A 24,341-nucleotide genomic window follows, 5' to 3' on the forward strand; every position below is an offset into this window, starting at 1 on the left:
TTCGTATCACTGCATTATATATTTATAGAGTGGAAATTTTATTTAAAAGTATAATTATAGGAAGAAACATCACCTTTGTTGTCTGTTATTGTACAGGATTTCACGTATTTATCAGCATCTAATTCATATTCATAGGTTTCTTCATTGCTTCTGTAGCCGAATTTATCTTTTTGTGATGCAATCAGGTGTTTTGTGGGTTTACCCAAGATTCCTGCATAATATGCAATATGAAGTTCTGCTTCCATATTAAGCCAGCCGTTATCAACCGGAAGGATTCCGCCTTTGTTTATATTTGAAGTATAGGTATATGTATATTGACTGTCATCGTAACTGAATGATAGTACGTCACCGTCATTTCGCTCTATTTCTATTATTTCCGGTTCTTCTCCATCGTTTCCTTCCGTAATTTGGATTAGATAACCATTTGCGTCATATTCGAAAGTATAATGCGTATTCCATACATCCTCATCTTCTTTAGTGACTAATATTGCAGAGGTTGCAAAGCCGTTTTCATTTAAGGAGTATGTGCAAATTTCACTGTCATTGCCGTCTTTCCATGAAATTCGAACTTGATTATTTTCATAATCGATGGTATATTTATCTTCAATAGTTTCTTTGTTACTAATCTCATACTCACTATAAGAGATGAGCTTTCCGTTACTGTAGCTATACGCATTTCTATAACCGTTGGCTGTAGATTCGCATTGAGTGATTCTTTTACCTTCGAATATTGTTGGCAATGTTACTTCTTGCTTATCATCATCATTACCACAAGCCGTAAATCCGGCACAAATTACGAGAGTTAATCCAATTACAAATAAATTCTTCATTGATTTCATACTTTTAATGGTTTTATAGTTAATAAATAGTTCTTTGTTTATATTGATTGAGAAAATAACAACTTTTATTCTTCAATGATGTCATAAAACAATGACCAATAGTTTGTCTTTTTATAGGCAGCTAGTGAACCTTTTGGTATAAATAGTGTACAATGACTCATATAGTCATTTGACCAATATGAAATATCAGGAGGGGTTGTTCCTTTTAGGTGAATTTCCTGTAAGTTATTACAACCTTGAAATGTATTATATTCTATTTTATTAACGTTTTGAGGAATAGTTATAGTTTTTAGACTGAGGCATCCTTCAAAGGCTGAGATAGATATTGCATTAAGTGAAGTGGGCAAGTTGACTGATGAAAGATTGACACAATTTCTAAAGGTGCCATATTGTATTTCGGTGATGCCTTCAGATATTGTTATTGTTGATAAGTTGGAGCATCCGTCGAATGCACTCTGGCCTATCGAACTTAATGACTTGGGAAAGTTTACATTTGTAAGTGACTTGCAATTTATGAATGCATGAATACCTATTTTTTGCAAGGAATTATTAAATTGAATGGAGGCAAGCTCTTGGCAATTTTGAAAACAAAAGTCTCCAATACTTAGTAAAGAACTAGGAAAAATTACAGATTTCAGACTTAAACAGTTATATAATGCTACATTATCTATTTCTTCTAATGCATTAGGTAGCTCTACAAAAGAAAGATTAGTAAGACTAGCTAATGAATACTTTCCTATACGTGTGCAGTCTTTAGGAAGATGGATGGTTTGTAATTTAGGGTATGAATGGGTAGAAAAAAAATAATCGGAGATTTCATCATTTTTCGTATAATATTTTTCTGTTACCATTGCATACGGTTCACCTCCTTCTACGATTTTCGCATCTGATAAATTTAATTTCAGCAATGTTTTGCTTAATTCCTCCTTCAAATACAAGATGTCACTCCCGTTCAAATAGCCGGATAATGTTAAGTCTTCTATCTTGTTTTTTTCATAACCATTCATTAACTCAGATAAAGTCCCGGCCTGTGTCACGTGGATTCGTGCCACATTTGCTTCAACGAATATATCAGACTCAATTTCATGGTTATCGCTGCTGCATGCTATTATGTTTATACAAGTAATAGCTGTAAAAAATAATTTTTTAAGTAAAGATAGGTGTTTCATGTTACATAATTTATTTATCATGGTCTAAGTTTTATCTCAATTTATTGATAAACCTCAACGCATTGGTTGCTGTTCTGTTTATTTTATCTATATTCTTTTCTTTTTTCGAACTGGATATTGCCTTATCGCTTAGGTTGTAAACTTGATGCATATCGTGGGGAAGGCGATGGATTAAAACTCCGGCTTCATTCAGATAATCATTTCCGTTTATAAGTAATAAAATAAAGTTTTTGTCTGCAGAATAAGAAATAGTACAGTGTTCCATAAATCCACCTGTAGGTACTTCTTCTTTTGAAACTAATTTGATGGGAGGTAATTCTGTATTATCTTTTAATGTGAAAGTAACGGCTTGCTGTTCTACAAATACTTTTTTAATAGTTTGAATACAGTTTGAAGTCTTATAGCGTTTGTATCCTCCTCCTGCTGAAATTCTCATAATGTTCTTTTTGAGTACAGTTTTTATTAGTTCATAGAATTTTTCTTTTTCATGACGGATGGAGTCTTGCAAGTGTTGGGCGATAGCTTTTTCTTTCTGTATCTGCCTTGCATGCTCAATTTTTTTATGATAGTCATTATGCTTTTGTTGTGCTTCCATTTGTTCTTGTTTTATATTTAGTAACCGTGCTTCTATTAGTTCGTCAGATGTATTCGCATATGTATATGTTCGTTCTATCCATTCTGTCATTTCATTTTTTTTGTATGTCTTTCGACAAATCCAATTTTGATGCGAATCGTATATATATTTGTATGTTTCAGTGGTGATATGGTGCTCATCCTTATGGTTGATCGTTAGTCCAATTTCGCTATTCTTTTGTAGTATGTCGCCATATTTATTATATTGATAGGTCGTTTGTGAAGCTGCAGAACCATTGTTTGTTCCTAAATATAATATTGATTTTAGAGGTTGGTCTATTGAATTGTATTCTGTTGCAACGAGTATTCCACCTGCATTTTCAGTATGTTTCTTACCATTTTGAGTAATTATTTTTTTTGCGGACAATTCACCATTCCCGTTATAAGTTTCAATAGTGTTTTCAGCAAATGAGTAAGAGTATTTCACTTTCTGAGATAATGTTTTTTTGCTTGAATCCTTAAGGTCATAATCATAGGTGTTTGTCTCAATGAGTTTTCCGTTTGCATCATAAATATATTCTGTTTGTTGTAGGGTGTCTTTGACTATTTCTTCTATATGGGTTTCTTTATCCAAGATAGTTTTGTCTCTTAGGATAATAATGGTATTGAGTTTAAGACTTTTGTCATAGATATAATGTATAATATCCTCTTTATTGGTTATTTTGTCGTAGAAAGTTCTTTTTTCTATTTTATTTGCTGTTTTTTTATAGATATTACCATTTTCATCGTAAAATGTTCGACTATATTTGTCCATATCTTGCTTAATATACTCTCCGAATTTAAACGCGAAATTGTAGTATGTTTCTGTCATGGATATAACATGCCCTTTTATTTTTTCTTTTTGTAGGTCAGTCTTCTGTGCCATTACAAAAACGGTGAAAATCAATAAAATAGTCGTAATAATAGTTCTCATAATTTTGTTTTTTCATCCTCTAGTTCCAATAAGGATTTTAGTGAAAAAAAGAAAACGCGGAACTGCGTGCTATTCATTGTTTTTGAAGGTCCTGAGAAAACCCGACACACTTATGAATAGACAGCAGACCCGCGCTGTTTAGCGCGAGAACCGCATATGTCATTCTTGTGTGTCGCGAAAATTTCTCAGGTTTTCAAAAACAAGAATGAAGCACAACGCTTCTTACAATAACTTCTTTAAAAAAACAAATGTATCGCTATACATACTTTCACTTCGCAAAAATAGCCATATTTTTTCTAAGAAGCAAATAAAATGTAAGGTCTTTATTGGAGACTCAAAATATTATCGTATCTTTGTCATCGGAGTTGCAAGTGAGCAATTTCATTTAATATATTATGCGCTATGAGCGTTAAATATAGGAAAAGAAAAATCGTACTTCAATTCGACAAGGAAAATCCGTTGTCAAAGTACGTTGCTACTAATGTAGTTATTGGTAGTATCGGTTACAACAAACTCTGTGATGAAGTAAACCAGCGTACTGGGATGCATCGGGGCATAGTAGATGTTGTATTAAAGGGTGTTCAAGACACTATGATTTCTTTTTTAGAAGAAGGCTTTTCGGTGAAGTTGGGAGAGTTCGGTTCATTCCGTCCGTCCATTCAAGCCAAAAGCCAGGATAAAGAAGAAGATGTAGACTCGGACACAATATCCAGAGTAAAGATTGTTTTTACTCCGGGAAACAAATTCCAGCAGATGCTGGGTGGAGTGAGTAAAGAATCTTTCTCTAATACGTCGAAAGATGGAGGGGAAGACAAAGGGAAACCCGATAATCCGGGTGGTGGCTCCGAAGGTGAAACACCGGACCCTTCTGTTTGATCTTTTTTATTTATTTTAAGCTAAACGAATGAGGGAAACTGGAAAGCTTCCCTCATTTTTTTTGTCATATTCGTCCGAAACCTTCCAAATCGCCGTTGGGCAACGGTGAATTCACGGTTGCCCAACGGTAAATTTGCCGTTGCCCAACGATGATTTTATGGATAATGGCTATTTATTATCAAAATTGATGACATAATATCTCTTGTTGGCTTTTAATGATATGTGTAGAATATTAACCGATTAATCTGTGAGGTTTCTATGAGAAAATTGTAGGATATAAATTGCGGAGAATAATCTTTTAACTTGCCATGATAAAGAGTTCTATTAAAAATATATATCTTTGCGAGACAGATGTTGATTTATAAAGGAAGCGAATATGAGCAATAAAATATATCCTATCGGTATTCAGAATTTTGAAAAGATTCGTAATGACGGTTATTTCTATATTGATAAAACCGCCTTGATATACCAAATGGTCAAGACGGGAAGTTATTATTTCTTGAGTCGTCCGCGCCGTTTCGGAAAGAGTCTGCTCATCTCTACCTTAGAAGCCTACTTTCAAGGAAAAAAGGACTTGTTTGAAGGATTAGCAATAGAAAAGTTGGAAAAGGACTGGATTAAATATCCTATATTGCATCTGGATCTTAATATCGAGAAATATGATACACTGGAAAGTTTGGATAAGATATTGAATGATAATCTGGAATATTGGGAAAGCCAATACGGCAGCCGTCCGTCCGAGACTTCTTTTTCTCTACGTTTTGCAGGTATCATTCAGCGTGCTTGCGAGAAGACGGGACAGCGGGTAGTTATTTTGGTTGATGAATATGACAAGCCTATGCTGCAAGCTATAGGTAATGAGGAATTACAGAAACAATTCCGAAATACCCTGAAACCATTCTATGGAGCTTTGAAGACTAAGGACGGTTGTATCAAGTTTGCCCTTCTCACTGGTGTGACAAAGTTTGGCAAAGTCAGTGTATTCAGTGATTTGAATAATCTGGATGATATTTCAATGTGGAATGAGTACATCGAAATATGTGGTGTCAGCGAGCGTGAAATTCACGAAAATCTGGAAACGGAACTTCATGAATTTGCCGCAGCACGAGGAATAACGTATGACAAACTTTGTGAAGAACTGAGAGAGTGCTATGACGGCTATCACTTTACGCACAATTCAATCGGCATGTACAATCCGTTTAGTCTGCTTAACGCTTTCAAACGTAAGGAGTTCGGCAGTTATTGGTTTGAGACGGGTACGCCTACCTATTTAGTGAAGTTACTGAAAAAACATCATTATGACCTGGAACGGATGGCGCATGAAGAAACCGATGCCCAGGTCTTGAACAGCATAGACTCTGAATCCACCAATCCCATTCCGGTGATTTATCAGAGCGGCTACCTCACTATTAAGGGATATGATGAACGTTTTGGCATGTATCGTTTAGGTTTTCCCAACCGTGAAGTGGAAGAGGGTTTTATTCGTTTTCTGCTTCCTTTTTATGCGAATGTAAATAAGGTAGAGTCCCCGTTTGAGATTCAGAAGTTTGTCCGTGAAGTGGAATCGGGAGATTATAATTCTTTCTTTCGTCGCTTGCAGAGTTTCTTTGCGGATACCACTTACGAAGTGATCCGCGACCAGGAATTGCATTACGAAAACGTGCTTTTCATCGTTTTCAAACTGGTCGGTTTCTATGTTAATGTGGAATATAACACGAATGACGGGCGCATCGACCTTGTCTTGCAGACTGATAAGTTCATCTATATAATGGAATTTAAACTGAACGGTACGGCGGAAGATGCTTTGCAGCAGATTAACGACAAGCATTACGCCCTTCCTTTCGAAATGGACGGACGAAAACTCTTTAAAATCGGCGTAAACTTCAGTGCGGAAACCCGTAATATCGAGAAATGGATAGTGGAAGAAAAATAGATAGTATAAAGTACCATATCTTTTGTTAGCATTTAATGACATGTGCGGAATATTAACTGCTTTGTATTTCTTGTGTCGGAAATAAAAGTTCACCGCCTACTTTCATAATTCGGAAAAAAGTGCGAAATTTGCAACGCTTTTCAAGTTTGACAAGAAACTTACTAACACCTTTAAATAAAAAATTAAAGAAAATGACTAAAAGTGCATTGCAAATCGCAAGGGCTGCTTATCAGCCCAAACTTCCGAAAGCATTGGCATCAGGAGCCGTTAAAGCTGTAGCGGGTGCTGCTACACAGTCCGTTGCCGATCAGGAAGCTATCAAAGCATTATTCCCTAACACGTACGGAATGCCGTTAATTACATTCGAAGCCGGTGAAGCTGTTGCTCTTCCTGCTATGAATGTGGGTGTAATCCTTTCAGGCGGACAAGCTCCCGGTGGACACAATGTAATCTCCGGTTTGTTCGACGGTATCAAGAAACTGAATCCGGAAAACAAATTATTTGGTTTCATCCTGGGTCCTGGCGGTCTGGTAGACCATAACTATATGGAACTGACTGCTGACATCATCGACGAATATCGTAATACAGGCGGTTTCGACATCATCGGTTCGGGACGTACGAAACTGGAAGCTGAAAGCCAATTCGAAAAAGGTCTTGAAATCATCAAGGAACTGGGCATCAAGGCATTGGTTATCATTGGTGGTGATGACTCCAACACAAATGCTTGTGTATTGGCTGAATACTATGCTGCCAAGAAGTATGGTGTACAGGTAATCGGTTGCCCGAAGACTATCGACGGTGACTTGAAGAACGATATGATTGAAACTTCTTTCGGTTTCGATACAGCTTGTAAGACTTACGCAGAAGTAATCGGTAACATCCAACGTGACTGTAACTCTGCACGCAAATACTGGCACTTCATCAAATTGATGGGTCGTTCGGCTTCTCACATCGCTCTGGAATGTGCTTTGCAGGTACAGCCTAACGTTTGTATCATCTCTGAAGAAGTGGAAACAAAAGATATGTCTTTGGATGATGTAGTAACATACATCGCTAAAGTGGTAGCAGACCGTGCCGCACAGGGACACAACTTCGGTACAGTGTTGATTCCTGAAGGATTGGTAGAATTCATCCCGGCTATGAAACGCCTGATTGCTGAATTGAATGACTTCCTGGCTGCTAACGCGGAAGAATTCGCTCAAATCAAGAAGTCTCACCAACGTGATTATATCATCCGCAAACTTTCTCCGGAAAACTCTGCTATCTATGCAAGTCTGCCGGAAGGTGTTGCCCGTCAGTTGACGTTGGATCGTGACCCGCACGGAAACGTACAGGTATCACTGATTGAAACTGAAAAACTGTTGTCTGAAATGGTAGCTACCAAGTTGGCTACATGGAAAGAAGAAGGCAAGTATGTAGGTAAGTTTGCTGCACAGCACCACTTCTTCGGTTACGAAGGACGTTGCGCTGCTCCGTCAAACTTCGATGCTGACTACTGCTACTCTTTGGGTTACACAGCTTCTATGTTGATTGCTAACGGCAAGACTGGTTATATGTCTTCTGTACGCAACACAACTGCTCCTGCTGCCGAATGGATTGCAGGTGGTGTGCCTATCACAATGATGATGAACATGGAACGTCGCCACGGTGAAATGAAACCCGTTATCCAGAAAGCATTGGTGAAACTGGACGGTGCTCCTTTCAAGGCATTCGCTGCACAACGTGACCGTTGGGCTGTTGAAACGGATTATGTATATCCGGGTCCGATTCAGTACTTTGGTCCTACAGAAGTTTGCGACCAGGCAACCAAGACTTTGCAGCTGGAACAAGCTAAATAAATATACTTCAGAGCGGTTGTGATACCACAGTTGCAATGAAAGTTTTTTCAGGCACGGATTACGCGGATTAACACGGTTTTTAGTTATCCTATTTCTTATAAACCGTGTATTCCGTGTAATCCGTGCCTATCTCTAAATATTTATCATTTGAAGTAAATGCCGCCACGCAACAACCCGATGTCTGCCGTACAGAAGAAAAAAACTGTTTCCACTACCCGAAAGAAAGGAACGGCTTCTTCTTCCAAATCTCCCCGTACCCCGAAAAAGGTACAGGCGAAGCATAGTCATATTATGCCTGTTTGGCTTCGCAATATCCTGGCAGTGATGATTGTCGGTTGTTTCTCCATTGCTTTTTATTATTTCTTTATCCGTCCTTATGCTTACCGTTGGAAACCTTGTCACGGCTTAAAAGAATATGGCGTCTGTATTCCGGCAGGATATGATATTCACGGAATTGATATTTCCCATTATCAAGGAAAAATAGACTGGCCGAAACTCCGGCAGAACAAAGAAACGGTGACTCCTTTGCACTTCATCTTTATGAAGGCCACGGAAGGCGGGGACCATGGCGATACTACTTTCTCGGCTAACTTTGCCAATGCCCGTAATCACGGATTTATCCGGGGTGCCTATCATTTTTATATTCCGAGTACGGACGCTTTGAAACAAGCCGACTTTTTTATCCGTACTGTAAAGTTGGATACCGGCGATTTACCCCCTGTACTTGATGTGGAAGTGACCGGACGAAAAGAAAAAACAGAATTGCAGCAAGGCATCAAACGCTGGCTCGACCGTGTGGAATCTCATTACGGGGTGAAGCCGATTCTTTATACCTCCTATAAATTTAAGACACGTTATCTGGACGATTCCATTTTCAACGCATATCCTTACTGGATTGCCCATTACTATGTTGACTCCGTGAGGTATCAGGGCAAATGGGACTTCTGGCAACATACGGATGTAGGAAATGTGCCCGGAATCAAGGAAGACGTAGACCTGAATGTATTTAACGGCACATTGGAAGACCTGAGAAAGCTGACAATTAAATAACAGGTATTTCCTTTCCAAACAACTTATCTCTTCTCTTATTTGTTATAATCGTATTATTACTTAAAAAAAATACGATTATGAACTTTGATATAGCTATTATTGGCGGCGGCCCTGCCGGTTATACAGCCGCCGAAAGGGCAGGGGCAAACGGATTGAAAGCCGTTCTTTTCGAGAAGAAAGCAATAGGTGGAGTATGTCTCAACGAAGGATGTATCCCTACTAAAACTTTGTTATATTCTGCTAAAATACTGGATAGCATAAAGACTGCTTCCAAATATGGCGTTTCCGCCGAATCTCCTTCTTTCGATTTATCCAAAATCATGAACCGTAAAGATAAGACAGTGAAAATGCTGACAGGGGGTGTGAAGATGACTGTAAACTCTTATGGGGTGACAATCGTAGAGAAAGAAGCATTCATAGAAGGAGAGAAAGACGGATTGATTCGCATCACTTGTGACGGCGAGACTTACTTCGCCAGATATCTGCTGGTCTGTACAGGTTCAGATACGGTGATTCCCCCGATACCGGGATTGTCGGATGTCAGTTACTGGACTTCTAAAGAAGCATTGGAAATAAAGGAACTTCCCCAAACGCTAGTTATCATTGGCGGCGGAGTAATCGGGATGGAATTTGCCTCTTTCTTCAACAGCATGGGCGTAAAGGTACATGTTGTGGAAATGATGCCCGAGATTTTGGGAGCAATGGATAAGGAAACGAGTGGTATGCTCCGTACCGAATACGCCAAACGGGGAGTTACTTTCTACCTGAATACGAAAGTGGTGGAAGTGAAACCTGATGGAGTTGTGATAGAGAAAGACGGGAAAGCTTCTACTATTGAAGCGGAAAAGATATTACTTAGCGTAGGCCGTAAGGCAAATTTGTCCGGTGTAGGACTGGATAAACTAAACATTGAACTCCTGCGGAACGGAGTGAAAGTGGATGAATATCTACAAACTTCCCATCCCCATGTATATGCTTGCGGAGATATTACGGGATATTCCTTATTGGCGCATACCGCGATCCGCGAAGCGGAAGTTGCCATCAATCACATTTTGGGAGTCGAAGACCATATGAATTACAATTGTGTGCCGGGCGTAGTTTATACCAATCCCGAAGTTGCAGGAGTCGGAAAGACCGAAGAAGAACTGATAAAACTGGGACTTCCTTATCGTGTCTCTAAATTGCCTATGGCTTATTCAGGACGATTTGTAGCGGAGAATGAACAGGGCAACGGACTTTGCAAGCTGATTCAGGATGAAGAAGGAAAAATCATCGGTTGCCATATGTTGGGAAATCCTGCATCAGAACTCATTGTGATAGCCGGCATTGCCATTCAGAGAGGATATACGGTGGAAGAATTTCAAAAGACCGTATTCCCACATCCTACGGTTGGAGAGATTTATCACGAGATTATGTTTTAATTTTTATCCCGGCCAATCTATGATTCGATGTATATATAGTCCTTATACTGATATTTATTTTCACTTGGCGGCAGAAGAGTATTTGTTGAAGCAAGGAAACGATGACGTTTTTATGCTTTGGCAGGATACTCCCTCTGTAGTGATAGGTAAACATCAGCGTCTGCGGTCGGAAGTGGATACGGAGTGGGCGGAACAGGAACAGATACATATTGCCCGCCGTTTTTCGGGTGGGGGAACGGTGTATCATGATTTGGGTAATGTCAATCTGACTTTTATCGAAACGGCTCCGCGCCTGCCTGAGTTTATCACTTATCTTCAGCGGACATTGGACTTTTTGGCATCCATCGGTGTAATGGCAAAGGGGGATGAACGACTCGGTATCTATCTGGATGGAATAAAAATATCAGGAAGTGCACAATGTGTACATAAAGCCAGGGTATTATATCATTGCACTTTGCTGTATGATACCAATCTTACGATGCTGAATAAGGTATTGAACCCGGAGCCGTTAGTTGATGACGGAACTTTGTCTTCCGTATACGCCGTTCCGTCCGTTCGGAGTGAAGTGACCAATATTCGTAAGCACTTGTCGGTAGGGACTGTGGATGATTTTAAAGAAAATGCTTTTCAGTATTTCAGCAAATCGCAAAGGGTCAGTTCATTCAGTGGCGAAGAGATTGTGGCTATTAATCAGCTTCGGAAAGAAAAGTATATTCAGAAAGAGTGGATATATAATCGTTGAAATATAAGTTATGTTTATCAGCGTCCGGTTAAAAATACCTTAACATAAAACTTTCTATTTCAGCCCATTGTTCTATTATATCAAGGTTGAATAAATAAATTTACTGTCTATGTCAAGATTCGAAATAAAAATGCCCAAGTTGGGCGAGAGTATAACCGAAGGGACAATCGTCTCCTGGTCTGTAAAAGTGGGTGATATGATTCAGGAAGACGATGTTCTTTTTGAAGTAAATACTGCTAAAGTAAGTGCCGAAATACCTTCTCCGGTAGCGGGAAAGGTAGTCGAGATTTTATATAAAGAAGGGGATACCGTTGCGGTAGGTACTGTTGTAGCCATTATTGATTTGGATGGCGAAGGCACTGCCGAAGGGGAAACTGCCCATGAAGAAACCGTCAAAGAAGAAGTTCCTGCAAGCCAGTCTCCGGCTCAACAAGAAGCTGCCAAACCGGTTGTTGCCGAGGAAGAACGTTGGTATTCGCCGGTTGTGATTCAACTCGCAAGAGAAGCGAAGATTCCGAAAGAAGAACTGGACTCCATACAGGGAACCGGCTACGAAGGACGATTGAGCAAGAAGGATATAAAAGATTATATCGACAAGAAGAAAAGAGGAGCCAGTGGGGATTCCAAACCGTCAGCATCCGTTGCTGCTCCGGTTGCAAGCAAACCATCGGTTGCTGCTTCCGCACCGGTAAGCCCGAAATCTTCTCCGGCTGCTCCGGTTGAGTCCAAATCATCCGCTCCTGTCACTATGCCGGGTGTGGAAGTGAAAGAGATGGACCGTGTCCGCCGGATTATTGCCGATCATATGGTCATGTCTAAAAAAGTATCTCCGCATGTCACTAATGTGGTAGAAGTAGATGTCACCCGTCTGGTGCGCTGGCGCGAAAAGAACAAAGACGCTTTCTTCCGTCGTGAAGGTGTCAAGCTGACTTATATGCCCGTGATTACGGAAGCCGTAGCGAAAGCATTGGCAACCTATCCGCAGGTGAATGTATCGGTGGACGGATACAATATTCTTTTCAAGAAACATATCAATGTGGGTATTGCTGTCTCTTTGAACGATGGAAATCTGATTGTGCCTGTGGTACACGATGCCGACCGTCTGAATTTGAACGGACTGGCTGTTGCCATTGATTCCCTGGCTCTGAAAGCGAGAGATAACAAGCTAATGCCCGACGACATTGACGGCGGTACATTTACCATCACCAACTTCGGTACATTCAAGAGTTTGTTCGGTACGCCGATTATTAATCAGCCCCAGGTGGCTATCTTGGGAGTAGGCTATATCGAAAAGAAACCTGCCGTCATAGAAACCCCTGAAGGAGATACGATTGCTATCCGTCATAAGATGTACCTTTCCCTGTCTTACGACCATCGGGTAGTGGACGGAATGTTGGGCGGCAACTTCCTGCATTTTATAGCCGATTATCTGGAAAACTGGAAAGGCTGATAACTGATTGTTTCATTCATTAAGAACTTCATTAACCATGAAAAAGTATGATATAAAAAATACAGATGTCGAAACCCTGAAGAAGTGGTATCATCTGATGGCATTGGGACGCGCCCTGGACGAAAAGGCTCCATCTTACCAGTTGCAATCTTTAGGTTGGTCTTACCATGCACCCTATGCGGGGCATGATGGTATCCAACTGGCGGTCGGGCAAGTCTTTACTCTCGGAGAAGACTTCCTGTTTCCCTACTACCGGGATATGCTGACCGTACTCTCCGCCGGAATGACTCCGGAAGAGATTATCCTGAACGGTATTTCCAAAGCGACAGACCCCGGAAGCGGCGGACGTCATATGTCGAACCATTTCGCCAAACCGGAATGGCACATCGAAAACATTTCTTCCGCGACGGGAACACATGACCTTCATGCGGCAGGCGTAGCCAGAGCGATGGTCTATTACGGACATAAAGGAGTTGCCATCACTTCTCACGGAGAATCGGCTACATCCGAAGGTTTTGTCTATGAAGCTATCAATGGTGCCAGCCTTGAACGTCTTCCGGTGATTTTTGTCATTCAGGATAACGGTTACGGCATCTCTGTTCCCAAATCGGAACAGACTGCCAACCGCAAGGTAGCGGAAAACTTTTCCGGCTTCAAGAACCTGAAAATCATCTATTGCAATGGAAAAGATGTATTCGATTCGATGAACGCCATGACCGAAGCCCGCGAATATGCCATCAGTACCCGTAATCCGGTGATTGTACAGGCGAATTGTGTCCGTATCGGTTCTCATTCCAATTCCGACAAGCATACCCTTTACCGGGATGAAAACGAACTGGAATACGTAAAGGAAGCTGACCCTTTGATGAAATTCCGCCGGATGCTGCTTCGCTATAAGCGTCTGACTGAAGAAGAACTGCAACAAATAGAAGCGGCAGCCAAAAAAGAATTGTCTGCTGCCAACCGGAAGGCTTTGGCTGCTCCCGACCCTGACCCTAAAAGCATCTACGATTTCGTAATGCCCGAACCTTATCAACCACAGAAGTACAAAGACGGTACGCATGAGGCAGAAGGCGAAAAGACCTTCATGGTCAACGCCATTAATGAAACATTGAAATCCGAATTCCGTCACAATCCTGATACTTTTATTTGGGGGCAGGACGTAGCGAATAAGGAAAAAGGCGGTGTATTTAATGTGACGAAGGGGATGCAGCAGGAGTTTGGTGACTCCCGTGTATTCAGTGCGCCGATAGCCGAAGATTATATTGTAGGTACAGCCAACGGAATGAGTCGCTTTGACCCTAAAATTCATGTAGTAATAGAAGGGGCGGAGTTTGCCGATTACTTTTGGCCTGCCGTCGAGCAATATGTAGAATGTACGCATGAGTATTGGCGCAGCAATGGTAAGTTTGCTCCGAACATCACTTTGCGTCTGGCTTCCGGCGGCTATATCGGTGGCGGACTTTATCATTCCCAAAATATAGAAGGCGCTTTGACGACTTTGCCGGGAGCACGTATCGTCTGTCCTTCCTTTGCGGATGATGCAGCCGGATTGCTCCGTACCAGTATTCGCTCCAAAGGATTCACTTTATTTCTCGAACCGAAGGCATTGTATAACTCCGTAGAAGCGGCTGCCGTTGTGCCGGAAGACTTTGAAGTACCTTTCGGTAAAGCGCGTATCCGTCGGGAAGGAACAGATTTAAGTATTATCACGTATGGCAATACCACCCATTTCTGTCTGCACGCAGCGGAACGATTGGAGAAAGAGGGCGGCTGGAAAGTGGAAGTCATCGACATTCGTTCTTTGATTCCGTTGGATAAGGAAGCTATCTTTGAGTCGGTGAAGAAGACGAGTAAAGTGTTGGTTGTCCATGAGGATAAAGTATTCTCCGGCTTTGGTGCGGAACTTGCCGCAATGATTGGCGGAGAGATGTTCCGTTATTTGGACGGGCCTGTGCAACGTGTAGGTTCTACATTTACCCCTGTCGGCTTTAACCCGATTCTTGAAAAAGAGATTCTGCCGGATGAGGCTAAAATCTATGAAGCCGCCAGGAAATTATTAGAATATTAAAATAGTATGGATTATGAAAAAGATAGGTTTATTTTATGCAGCGAAGGCTGAAAAGACGAGTTGGGTAGCAGAGAAGATTCAGCAGGAATTTGGTGAAGGTAAGATAGAAGTAGTACCCATAGAACAAGCCTGGGAGAATGATTTTGCCGCTTATAATTGTTTTATAGTCGGCGCTTCCACCTGGTTTGACGGCGAACTTCCCACCTATTGGGACGAACTGTTGCCGGAACTTCGTACAATGGATTTAAAAGGAAAGAAAGTGGCTGTTTTCGGTTTGGGCGACCAGATACGTTATCCCGAAAACTTTGCGGATGGTATCGGACTGCTGGCGGAAGTTTTCGAAGGGGATGGGGCTACCTTGGTAGGTTTCACTTCTTCCGAAGGATATACTTTCGAGCGTTCCAAAGCATTGCGCGGCGATCATTGGTGCGGATTGGTTATTGACTTGGATAATCAGTCGGAACAGGCGAAAAAGAAAATCAAGGATTGGTGTGAGCAGGTGAAGAAGGAGTTCAAGTAATATTCTTTTTCATTAAAGGATACCATATGCCAGATGCTCATCCCGTACATTACCGGATGAGCATCTGGAGCATGACGGGATGAGCATCCGGTATTGTACGGGATGAGCATCTCGTCTTTTGAATCTTAACGATTAGTTGCAGGCTTGTTTTAATGATAAGCCGTCTATGTCTTTGTGGAGCAGATAAAGAGCTATCAGGCTTTATAAACAAACTTCACCTCTGCCCAACGGTTCTTCTCTTTGTAATGAACGTAAGTCAATCCGTTCTTTTCCGCTTCCTCACGAATAACTGTAATGTCATCTACATAGAATCCGCTCATATACAATTCAGACCCCGGATGCATACAGGCAACATAGTGTTTCATGTCATTCAACAGAATATTCCGGTTGATATTGGCAATAATAACATCAAACGGACCTTTCCCGGTAAGGGACGAAGCGTCTCCTTGAAAAACGGCAATATCATCTACATGATTCAGTTCAATGTTTTCGATAGAGTTTCGCACACACCATTCGTCAATGTCGATAGCCGTACACGGACGCGCACCTCTCATTCGTGCAAGGATGGCGAGAATTGAAGTGCCGCACCCCATATCGAGCAGAGATTTATCTTTCAACTCGCTATCCAGCAGTTCCTCAATGATAAGGCTTGTTGTTTCGTGATGTCCTGTTCCGAAAGCCATTTGCGGGTTAATGACAATATCATATTCCGCTTTAGGTACGTCCTGATGGAAAGTGCTGTGAATCACACAACGGTCACCAATGATAATCGGCTGGAAGAAATTCTTTTCCCATTCCTCGTTCCAGTCCTTGTCTTCCGCTTCTGCATAGGTAAATGTGATTTCCGTATCGGGCAGGGGGAACTCGGTGATTGCAATCTTAATAGCGGTTTCGTCATATAATGATTGTTGGATATAGGCGGTCAACCCGCTTTCACATTCAACAAAACTCTCGAATCCTACTTCGCCGAGCACGGCAGCCAGTACGTCATTAACTGTTTCAGTGCAAGGATTGGTATGGAATGTGAACTCAAAATACTTCATGGTTGTTTTCTTTTTCTAATAAATAATGTGCAAAGATAGTTAGAAATAGGGATTTCCCTATTATCCTTTGGGGAAAATCTCCCCCGGACGAAAAATCTCTTCCTTATCTTTGTAACGTGAATAAGTTTAAGTAATTACATAAACCGAGATGATATGAAAAAGATTGTTTACTTCTTGCTATTTGCCTTGTGCCTCCCGATAGGCTTGATGGCACAAAGCGTTGATGACGACCTTTACTTCGTACCTTCCAAAGACAAACAGGAGAAAAAAGAAACTCCAGTCCGGAAGGAACCGAAGAAACAGGTGACCAACATCTATACTTCACCGGGTACTACCGTAGTTGTTCAGGACCGCAAGGGCAGAACACGGGACGTAGATGAATATAACCGCCGTTACGATGCACGTGAAAATGAATTCGTAATGGATAATGATACCTTATACATAAAAGAAAAATCTAATCCGGATTTGGACGGAGAATGGGTGACCGGCGAATTCAATGGTACGCAAGACGACTATGAATACGCAGAACGTATCATCCGTTTCCGCAATCCGCGTTTCGCAATCAGCATCAGCAGCCCGCTCTACTGGGACGTAGTTTACGGACCGAACTCCTGGGACTGGAACGTATATACCGACGGTATGTATGCTTACGCATTCCCGACGTTCAGTAACCCGATGTGGTGGGACTGGCGCTATGGTTCTTATGGCTGGGGTTGGAACTATGGTTGGGGATGGAATCGTCCTTACTATTCTTGGGGTTACTCTCCGGGTTACTGGGGCGGCGGCTACTGGGGTGGCTGGTATGGTGGCGGTGGCTACTGGGGACATCATCATCATTGGCACGGTGGTCCTAGCTGGGGCTGGGGCGGCGGTGGAAACCATTGGGCACGCAACACCTATACGAATCGTCGTTCTTATGGCTACAATAATTTCTCTTCTTCACGGAGAAGTGGATCATATTCAGACCGTAGATCGGCAATCGGTACAGATCGCCGTAGTTCTTCAAGCTCTTATACCGGTAGAACTGTTGGAACAAGACGTGAAGCAACCCGCGTCAGTACCGGACGTACTGGGGTAACTACCCGCAGTGACGCTTCTTCTACTCGTAGAAGTAGTAACTACACACGTCCAAGCAGTACGCGTAGCTCCTCAACTTACAATAGTAATCGTGAAGGTTCCGTTCGTCGTAGTGCTTCGTCTCCTTCACGGTCATCATCTTCTTCTTCATCATACGGAACTACAAGAAGGTCTTCTTCTACTTACAATAGAGGGACTTCAACCAGCAGTCCGTCTACTAGAAGCAGTAGTAGAAGCTCTAGCCGTTCATACGATAGTGGTAGCCGTTCTTCTTCTCGTAGCAGCTATTCACCAAGTAGCAGTAGTAGCTCTCGTTCCAGTGGCAGCTATTCAGGTGGTGGTTCTTCACGCTCAAGTGGCGGTGGAGGCGGTTCTAGCAGAAGCGGAAGAAGATAATCAATACTATATATTAACTCTGTAATATAAGACAACGTTATGAAAAAGATAATCGCAGTTGCTTGCGCCTTGTGTTTTGTCGCAGGTGTCAGTGCACAGACAATATATGATGCAGCGAAGTTGGCAGAGCGAGACTTGAATGGAACCGCCCGTTTTGTAGGTATGGGCGGGGCGATGGGCGCTTTGGGTGGTGATATTTCTACGATGGGGACTAACCCTGCCGGTATCGGTATTTATCGTAGTAATGACATCATGACCTCTTTCAGCTATTCTGCTTACGGTACGGAGAGCAAATACTTGGGACAGACTTTTAATAATGATAAGAACCAATGGTCGTTTGATAACATAGGCTTTGTGTTCGCTTCCAAAATAGGAAATCAGACGGCATTGCGTTATGTGAACTTTGGCTTTAACTATAAGCGCACCAAGTCTTTCTATAAGAATATGACAATGGGCGGATTGATGGGAGCCGTAGATGATAAGATTTTTGTATCTCAGGTTAATCAGATGGGGCAACAGGCTACAGACGTTGTATCATATGATAGAGAGAACTATGATTTTGGTAATTCTGACGCTTATAATAATAATCGACTTGGTTGGTTGGGAATTATGGGATACCAAGGTTATCTGACAAATTCAGTCCGGGATGATAATGGTTATGATAGATACGTTCCTGTAGTCCCAGATGAGGCTGAAGCTTATTTCAACTCCAATGAAAAAGGGGGAATCAGTCAGTATGACTTTAATGTCGCGCTAAATGTGAACGATCGTGTTTATTTAGGATTAACGATTGGTGCATACGATGTGAATTATAAGAAAACCACTCTATATGATGAAGATTATGGAAATGGTGAAGGTTATGAATTGGCTTCATTCAATCGTATTAAAGGATCGGGAGTAGATGTGAAGTTTGGTGCAATTTTCCGTCCGTTTGAGTCTTCTCCTTTCCGCATTGGTTTTGCGATACATACACCTGCATTTTATAATTTGACATACGAGAATGGTGCAAGTATGACCTCGGATGTTTACTTGAAAGAAGTACAAGATGACAATAAGACATTTTATGTACGTGACGATAAGCCTGGTAAAGATGCTATTACAACCAGAAAGTCTTTTGATGCAAATGATGGAAGAAGGATAGAACAGGATTTCCGCCTGTCTACTCCGTGGAGATTTAATGCGAGTTTGGGTTATACGGTTGGCACTTCTTTAGCATTGGGAGCCGAGTATGAATATGAAGATTATTCATCTATGAAATTCAGTTATCCTGAAGGAGATGAAATGGTAGATCAGAATAGTACGATTAAAGACTTCATGAAAGGTGTACATACATTCCGTATCGGTGCTGAGTATAAAGTAATACCTGAGTTTGCCTTCCGTTTAGGTTATAATTACAGTACTACTGCTTTTAAAGAAGATGATGCTTATAAGTGGATACCGGCTAATTCTACTTTGACAGATACAGACTTTGCAAATTCCCAGTCGCATAGTAATTATACAATCGGAATAGGATATCGTGGAAAGGCCTTTTATGCTGATTTAGCTTATCAATATTCTATGTATAAAGAGAAGTTCTACCCATTTTATAATGACTTGGAAACTTCACCGGGAGTTTGGGAAATAGTAACTCCGCAAGCAACCAAAGTAACCAATACACGTAGTCAAGTACTATTAACATTAGGTTTACGCTTCTAATCTAACAAAGACAGTTTTCAATTTCTATAATAACTTTTGTGTGTGAAAAATCCCAGGAATGCTGAGTGTCTACAGCGGTTCCGGGGATTTTTATTAGTATCACTTTTAATTTTTTGTTTTATCTGCGCAATGGAGTCCGTTCGTCAATAATACCACGACCTCTGTAAAGGCTGATGGCAATAGGAGTATCGGGAGTTAACTCGATATCCTTATCCACGATAATAGGCTCTTCCTTATCATCTACGATAACCGTTCCTATCGTCTCGCCGGCCTTAATCCGTTGTGGGAGCAGGTTAGTCAGGATACCTTCCGATATTTTCCGGATGTTAATGTATTCAGGTTTTGCATCCTTGTCTGCTTCGATTTTACCATTGAACAGGTCTTGTACACCTTTATTCTTCAGGAAAAGCTTAACGATTGCATTACCTTCATACGGTTGTCTCTTCTCATCAAGCAGGATAACGGGCACCGTCATTCGCTTGAATTTAAGAGCAACGTTCCAGGAACCTTTGGCAGCTTGTGTCATTCCGAACAAAAACTCTTTACCACCTGTAATACCACGATAACGGCTACCGAACGAACGTGTAGCAACATCATCGGACAATTCGGGATAATGAGCATAAAAAGTAACAGCTTCCGCATCCGTATCTATCACATCCCAGGCTGGGTTCTCCATACCTATGGTAAACGGTAGATAATCCTGCTCGGAAGCAGACATCGAGATGATATCTCCATCCGAGAAACTACTTTTTGCAGGAAGAGAAAGAGTGCTGCTACTACGTGTAAGAGCATCAGTGATACTTTCATTGTCGATAGAAGCAGAAAAGCTGAAAGCTTTCTTGCTGGGTTCTTGTTGTTCATCTTGTTGCTGACAACTAAACAGGCATGATGCCGCTAAAAAAAAGAGAAGGTTTTTCTTCATGTGAGGGGTAAATTAATAGGTTAATAATAGTGAGAGGTTTACTTTAATATTCTATCTTGTCTTCTTTGGCCGCCCAGGCTTTGAAGGCAGTAAGGGCTTCATTGTGTAGTAAGATTTCAGAGGGGAGTTTTCTGTTTTCAGGTTTAAGTTCCAGTTCGTCATAAATAAAAGAGTCATCAAAACCGATATCTTTGGCATCCGTCTTATTATTGCCATAATACATCTTGTCCAGTCGTGCCCAATAGATAGCACCCAGACACATCGGACAAGGCTCGCAGGAAGTATATATTTCATATCCGCTAAGATTGAAAGTTCCGAGCTTCGCAGCCGCGGCACGTATGGCACTCACTTCAGCGTGAGCAGTAGGGTCGCAAGATGAAGTAACGCGGTTCACACCCGTTGCAACTATTTCCCCCTCTTTCGTAGCAATCACAGCGCCGAAAGGGCCACCACCATTTTCAATGTTCTCCTTAGAAAGCTCGATTGCTTTCCGCATTAATTCTTCTTTTGTCATAGCACAAAAAATATATTGTTAGTTTTATTCTAATCTGTTATGTAGGTCAGCGAGGTTTCCCCCGCTTTCCCCATTAAGAACTGTACGTGCGAGTTTCCCCGCATACAGCTCCGATAATTCTAAATTTAATTCTCACAAAATTAAATCGGTTCAGTCACATTATTAATGCGCTTTCCGATAAAGTATCCACTTTCGCGGAACGAACCCGCCAACCTTTCTTTTGTCGTCTTTCAAAGTAGGCATCCCAAGTTGTGTCAAATGGATTGGCTTCTTTCTTTATCTTAATGTACCGTTCAATCGATATGTCTGCCAACTTCAATAATACAAAGGTATACTTTTTATCGCAATCCTCATAATTAAAGCCAAACATCCAGTCTCTTGAACCTATCTTAATAAAGTATTTGTCCTTTATCCATTTCCTCGACTTGTTTGTATGCCTTCTATATGACCATCTCTTTAACTGTAAGGTCAAGATGTGGTCTGTCTTGCTGAACACTCGCTTTGATACTACATGTTTGTAATAGTTTCCCCAGCCTCTTAATACGGGGTTGAGTTCTTCTATCAAAACCTGCTGTGATACCGATTTATGACTAAATATAATATCATGCAGCTTCTCTGTGAACCGTTTCTGACTCTTCTTCGATGGCTTGATTAATAATGTTCCGTTGTATTTCCGGATATTAAAGCCTAAAAAGTCAAAACCGTCTTTCACATGCGTAATCTTCGTCTTCTCCTGCGAGAGTGTCAATCCCCTTTCTGCCAGAAAGTCGTTCAGCAATGCCTTAATCTCTTCCAGTGTCTTCCGTTTATCTGCCGTGACACAAAAATCATCGGCATACCTTACAAGATGCACTTTCGGATAGTATAACTTTCCATTCATATACTTTTTGGCATATCTTTCTTCCAGCAGCTTTTCCATTCCGTCCAGCGTGGTGTTCGCCAAGGTCGGGGAGATGATGCCTCCTTGCGGAGTGCCCTCCACGGTGGGGATAAGCAATTTATTGAATACCACACCACATTTGAGCCACTTCCTGAGTACGGTCTTGTCAGTTCGTACGTTACCGAGAAGCCATTCATGACTGATGTGGTCGAAGCATCCCTTGATGTCTCCTTCCAGTATCCACTGTGGGGAACAATCTCTGCTTAACCATCTATGCAGGGCATCTATCGCATCGGCGGTGCCACGGTACTTACGGAAACCGTAAGAATTGTCGTCTGCCGTTGTTTCTGTTATGGGTTCTAACGCCATCAGATAAAGCGCCTGCATGGCTCTGTCCCTCATGGTCGGTATTCCCAGCGGACGTTTCTTCCCGTTACTTTTGGCGATATACACTCTTTTCAGCGGACTGGGACGATACCCACGTCTTTTCAAAGAACGAATTGCGTTCAGCTTATCTGTAGGAGTAGCCCATTTTACTTTATCCACTCCCGATGTTCGTTTTCCTTTATTGGATGTCACTCGTTTTACAGCCAATGCCTTGGCTCCAAAAGAGATAACCAAGAGATGTTGCAGGGCTTGCACCTTGTTATATCTCTTTTCTTTCTGAGCCTTTGCTATGCGGACTTGCAGCTTTCGTACCTTGCGTTCGCATCTGTTCCAGTCAATACTGTTCCATCCGCTTGCGTTTCTGGTTGAAGACGCACACTTCGTTTTCACTCCGCCCATTTGCTGTTTCTTCATTACAAAAGTTCCACATTCCTTTAGCAAAGAATTATCTTGCGGAAGTCTGCCCGTTTTCACGTGAGGTGATGTTTGAACCTCTATCCTCCTCATTACAAGGGGGCATTCGCTTTCTCCGCAATCCTTTACCCGCATATCATTCGGCGTTCCTTACGGGCGGCTTACCCGCTCTTAAAAAGAACAGGAGATATACGGGCTTACCAAGTTTCGTACAAGTAACTCATGACCGACTTAGAACCCGTCTATCCACCGGCAGAACTGCATCCGTGTAGCCCTAAAAAAGAGAGGACTATCCTGTCTGCTTACCTTTTGGTCAAGGCTTATTAATATCCGTAAGCCTTTTCTTTGTGACGATGGTGTAACGATTCACATCTGTTGTTCATATCGGTCAGCCTGGCCATCTCAATTACAGGATATTTGTATTTGTTGAATGTACCTTACGGTTCATTCTTCCTCATCGAAGATGTCGTTGTCTGAAGGGCTTCGCACCAAGCCGTTACCAGCTAAGCACGCCTTCGTAGGCTACTATTGACGGAACAATAGGTTCGATTGTAATCTCGAACAATTACTTAGACGACCTCTTGTCGCACCTTCTTTTACAAAGATAGAAAAAACTAACAATATACAATGGAGTGTTTCTATTAATTTTTTACCAGTACCAGCAAACGCCGAAAGAGAACGGGTAAAGTTCGGGACCTTTATTCTTCTCAAAGAGTCCATAGGTAGAGTAGCGCATGTAGACCCCTAAATCAGCGTAGCCAGCCTGTGCCAACACATTTATTCCCAACGGGCGTACATTCAGTCCCTTATCAAAAGTCTTTTTTACGCCATTTATTTTTCCTTTCGATTTCACCCCATGACGGATTTCAGCTTCGGGGCCGACTGCGAAGAATAAAGGACCTCTGCCGTTAATCCTCGTTTGCCATTCGATAGAAAGCGGAATACGGAAATAGAAATAGCGCAAACGGCTTTTGCTATATTCTGTCGGCTCTTCAGCCATTTTACCGGGATAGATTTGAGTGATGCCATCTATCTCGCGGAAAGCATAATTACCGTCCAGACGCATGCTGCGGTAGCCCCATCCCAGTCCGATAGTGACACCCCAATTATAGGTGGGAGCAAAGGCATGGTAACCCGTGAACAGGTTGCCGCCTATTTCCCAGGAATGTCCTGTATTCAGGCTGGCACGGTTGGAAGGATTGAAAGAGAAAAAGTCGTTCGACAGTTGCGTGTATCCGATATAGAGCCCGCCGGCATGAGGTTCGAATCGGTCTGTCTTTCTGTTACGTTTGGAGAAAGGAAGTGCATCCAGAACAGTACGGCTTTCCATACTCTGACCGTTCAGGTAGACACCTTCGAAGATTTTGGTGTTGGCTATGGTATTTCCGTTCAATGTGCTTTCGTAGAGCTTTACCTTAATCTTGTCGCCATGTTCCTTGATAACGATTTTCCTTCCGTTGAGGTAGAGGGTCGTGTCTTGGGCGAGATTCTCATTTTGTGCCATAATGCCCATTGGAGCGATTATGAATAGTAGTAATAATAACTGTTTCATAGATAT

19 protein-coding genes are annotated in these 24,341 nt (G+C 41.9%); 11 read left to right on the top strand and 8 right to left on the bottom strand.

The window, feature by feature from the left end; genetic code table 11:
• Positions 1-38: 38 nt before the first annotated feature.
• The 3 genes from BacF7301_RS15195 to BacF7301_RS15205 all read right to left on the bottom strand — a co-directional run bounded on the left by BacF7301_RS15195 (position 39) and on the right by BacF7301_RS15205 (position 3,554).
• Positions 39-830 (bottom strand): DUF4595 domain-containing protein, encoded by a 792-nt coding sequence (locus BacF7301_RS15195; protein ID WP_167964063.1) that lies wholly within the window; start codon positions 828-830, stop codon positions 39-41.
• 74 nt (positions 831-904) lie between these two features.
• Positions 905-2,029 (bottom strand): leucine-rich repeat domain-containing protein, encoded by a 1,125-nt coding sequence (locus tag BacF7301_RS15200; protein WP_167964065.1) that lies wholly within the window; start codon positions 2,027-2,029, stop codon positions 905-907.
• Positions 2,030-2,039: 10 nt separating this feature from the next.
• On the bottom strand, positions 2,040-3,554 hold the full coding sequence (locus BacF7301_RS15205) for a hypothetical protein (protein ID WP_167964067.1): 1,515 nt from the start codon (positions 3,552-3,554) through the stop codon (positions 2,040-2,042).
• 402 nt (positions 3,555-3,956) lie between these two features.
• Between BacF7301_RS15205 and BacF7301_RS15210 the strand changes: the two genes are divergently transcribed.
• The 9 genes from BacF7301_RS15210 (at position 3,957) to BacF7301_RS15250 (ending at position 15,455) form a co-directional block, all read left to right on the top strand.
• On the top strand, positions 3,957-4,430 hold the full coding sequence (locus BacF7301_RS15210) for an HU family DNA-binding protein (RefSeq protein WP_167964069.1): 474 nt from the start codon (positions 3,957-3,959) through the stop codon (positions 4,428-4,430).
• Between the two features lie 376 nt (positions 4,431-4,806).
• Positions 4,807-6,363 carry an ATP-binding protein gene (locus BacF7301_RS15215; protein WP_167964071.1) on the top strand — a complete coding sequence of 519 codons (1,557 nt, stop codon included), beginning with the start codon at positions 4,807-4,809 and terminating at the stop codon, positions 6,361-6,363.
• 191 nt (positions 6,364-6,554) lie between these two features.
• Entirely contained in the window at positions 6,555-8,201 is a 1,647-nt protein-coding gene (locus BacF7301_RS15220; RefSeq protein WP_167964073.1) for a diphosphate--fructose-6-phosphate 1-phosphotransferase, read from the top strand.
• 156 nt (positions 8,202-8,357) lie between these two features.
• Positions 8,358-9,251, top strand: coding sequence for a glycoside hydrolase family 25 protein (locus BacF7301_RS15225; protein ID WP_167964075.1), 894 nt, complete (start codon positions 8,358-8,360; stop codon positions 9,249-9,251).
• A 77-nt stretch (positions 9,252-9,328) separates the two neighbouring features.
• Positions 9,329-10,672, top strand: a complete 1,344-nt coding sequence (gene lpdA, locus BacF7301_RS15230; RefSeq protein WP_167964077.1) for a dihydrolipoyl dehydrogenase — start codon at positions 9,329-9,331, stop codon at positions 10,670-10,672.
• A gap of 19 nt (positions 10,673-10,691) precedes the next feature.
• Positions 10,692-11,414, top strand: a complete 723-nt coding sequence (locus tag BacF7301_RS15235; RefSeq protein ID WP_167964079.1) for a lipoate--protein ligase family protein — start codon at positions 10,692-10,694, stop codon at positions 11,412-11,414.
• A gap of 109 nt (positions 11,415-11,523) precedes the next feature.
• On the top strand, positions 11,524-12,864 hold the full coding sequence (locus BacF7301_RS15240) for a dihydrolipoamide acetyltransferase family protein (RefSeq protein ID WP_167964081.1): 1,341 nt from the start codon (positions 11,524-11,526) through the stop codon (positions 12,862-12,864).
• Between the two features lie 37 nt (positions 12,865-12,901).
• On the top strand, positions 12,902-14,935 hold the full coding sequence (locus BacF7301_RS15245) for an alpha-ketoacid dehydrogenase subunit alpha/beta (protein ID WP_167964083.1): 2,034 nt from the start codon (positions 12,902-12,904) through the stop codon (positions 14,933-14,935).
• A gap of 13 nt (positions 14,936-14,948) precedes the next feature.
• Positions 14,949-15,455: a flavodoxin gene (locus tag BacF7301_RS15250; protein ID WP_167964085.1), complete on the top strand. Its 507-nt coding sequence runs from the start codon at positions 14,949-14,951 to the stop codon at positions 15,453-15,455.
• 194 nt (positions 15,456-15,649) lie between these two features.
• On the opposite strand, the gene prmA is transcribed toward BacF7301_RS15250, so the two are convergent.
• Positions 15,650-16,498, bottom strand: coding sequence for a 50S ribosomal protein L11 methyltransferase (prmA, locus tag BacF7301_RS15255; protein WP_167964087.1), 849 nt, complete (start codon positions 16,496-16,498; stop codon positions 15,650-15,652).
• Positions 16,499-16,651: 153 nt separating this feature from the next.
• Here prmA and BacF7301_RS15260 point away from each other — a divergent pair, with 153 nt between their 5' ends.
• Both BacF7301_RS15260 and BacF7301_RS15265 read left to right on the top strand, forming a co-directional pair.
• Positions 16,652-17,971, top strand: a complete 1,320-nt coding sequence (locus tag BacF7301_RS15260; protein ID WP_167964089.1) for a hypothetical protein — start codon at positions 16,652-16,654, stop codon at positions 17,969-17,971.
• Between the two features lie 39 nt (positions 17,972-18,010).
• Positions 18,011-19,666: an OmpP1/FadL family transporter gene (locus BacF7301_RS15265; protein WP_167964091.1), complete on the top strand. Its 1,656-nt coding sequence runs from the start codon at positions 18,011-18,013 to the stop codon at positions 19,664-19,666.
• 118 nt (positions 19,667-19,784) lie between these two features.
• Here BacF7301_RS15265 and BacF7301_RS15270 read toward each other — a convergent pair whose 3' ends face one another.
• From BacF7301_RS15270 to BacF7301_RS15285, 4 genes are all read right to left on the bottom strand, one after another.
• On the bottom strand, positions 19,785-20,588 hold the full coding sequence (locus BacF7301_RS15270; protein WP_167964093.1) for a fimbrillin family protein: 804 nt from the start codon (positions 20,586-20,588) through the stop codon (positions 19,785-19,787).
• Between the two features lie 43 nt (positions 20,589-20,631).
• Complete coding sequence (locus tag BacF7301_RS15275) at positions 20,632-21,102, bottom strand: nucleoside deaminase (RefSeq protein ID WP_167964095.1); 471 nt, start codon at positions 21,100-21,102, stop codon at positions 20,632-20,634.
• Between the two features lie 154 nt (positions 21,103-21,256).
• Positions 21,257-22,783, bottom strand: coding sequence for a group II intron reverse transcriptase/maturase (ltrA, locus tag BacF7301_RS15280; protein ID WP_245208245.1), 1,527 nt, complete (start codon positions 22,781-22,783; stop codon positions 21,257-21,259).
• A gap of 649 nt (positions 22,784-23,432) precedes the next feature.
• The gene (locus tag BacF7301_RS15285) at positions 23,433-24,335 is read right to left on the bottom strand and encodes a hypothetical protein (RefSeq protein ID WP_167964097.1); all 903 of its coding nucleotides are present in this window, start codon (positions 24,333-24,335) and stop codon (positions 23,433-23,435) included.
• Positions 24,336-24,341: the final 6 nt, after the last annotated feature.

Origin of the sequence: Bacteroides faecium, from assembly GCF_012113595.1 — a bacterium.
Lineage (GTDB): Bacteria > Bacteroidota > Bacteroidia > Bacteroidales > Bacteroidaceae > Bacteroides > Bacteroides faecium.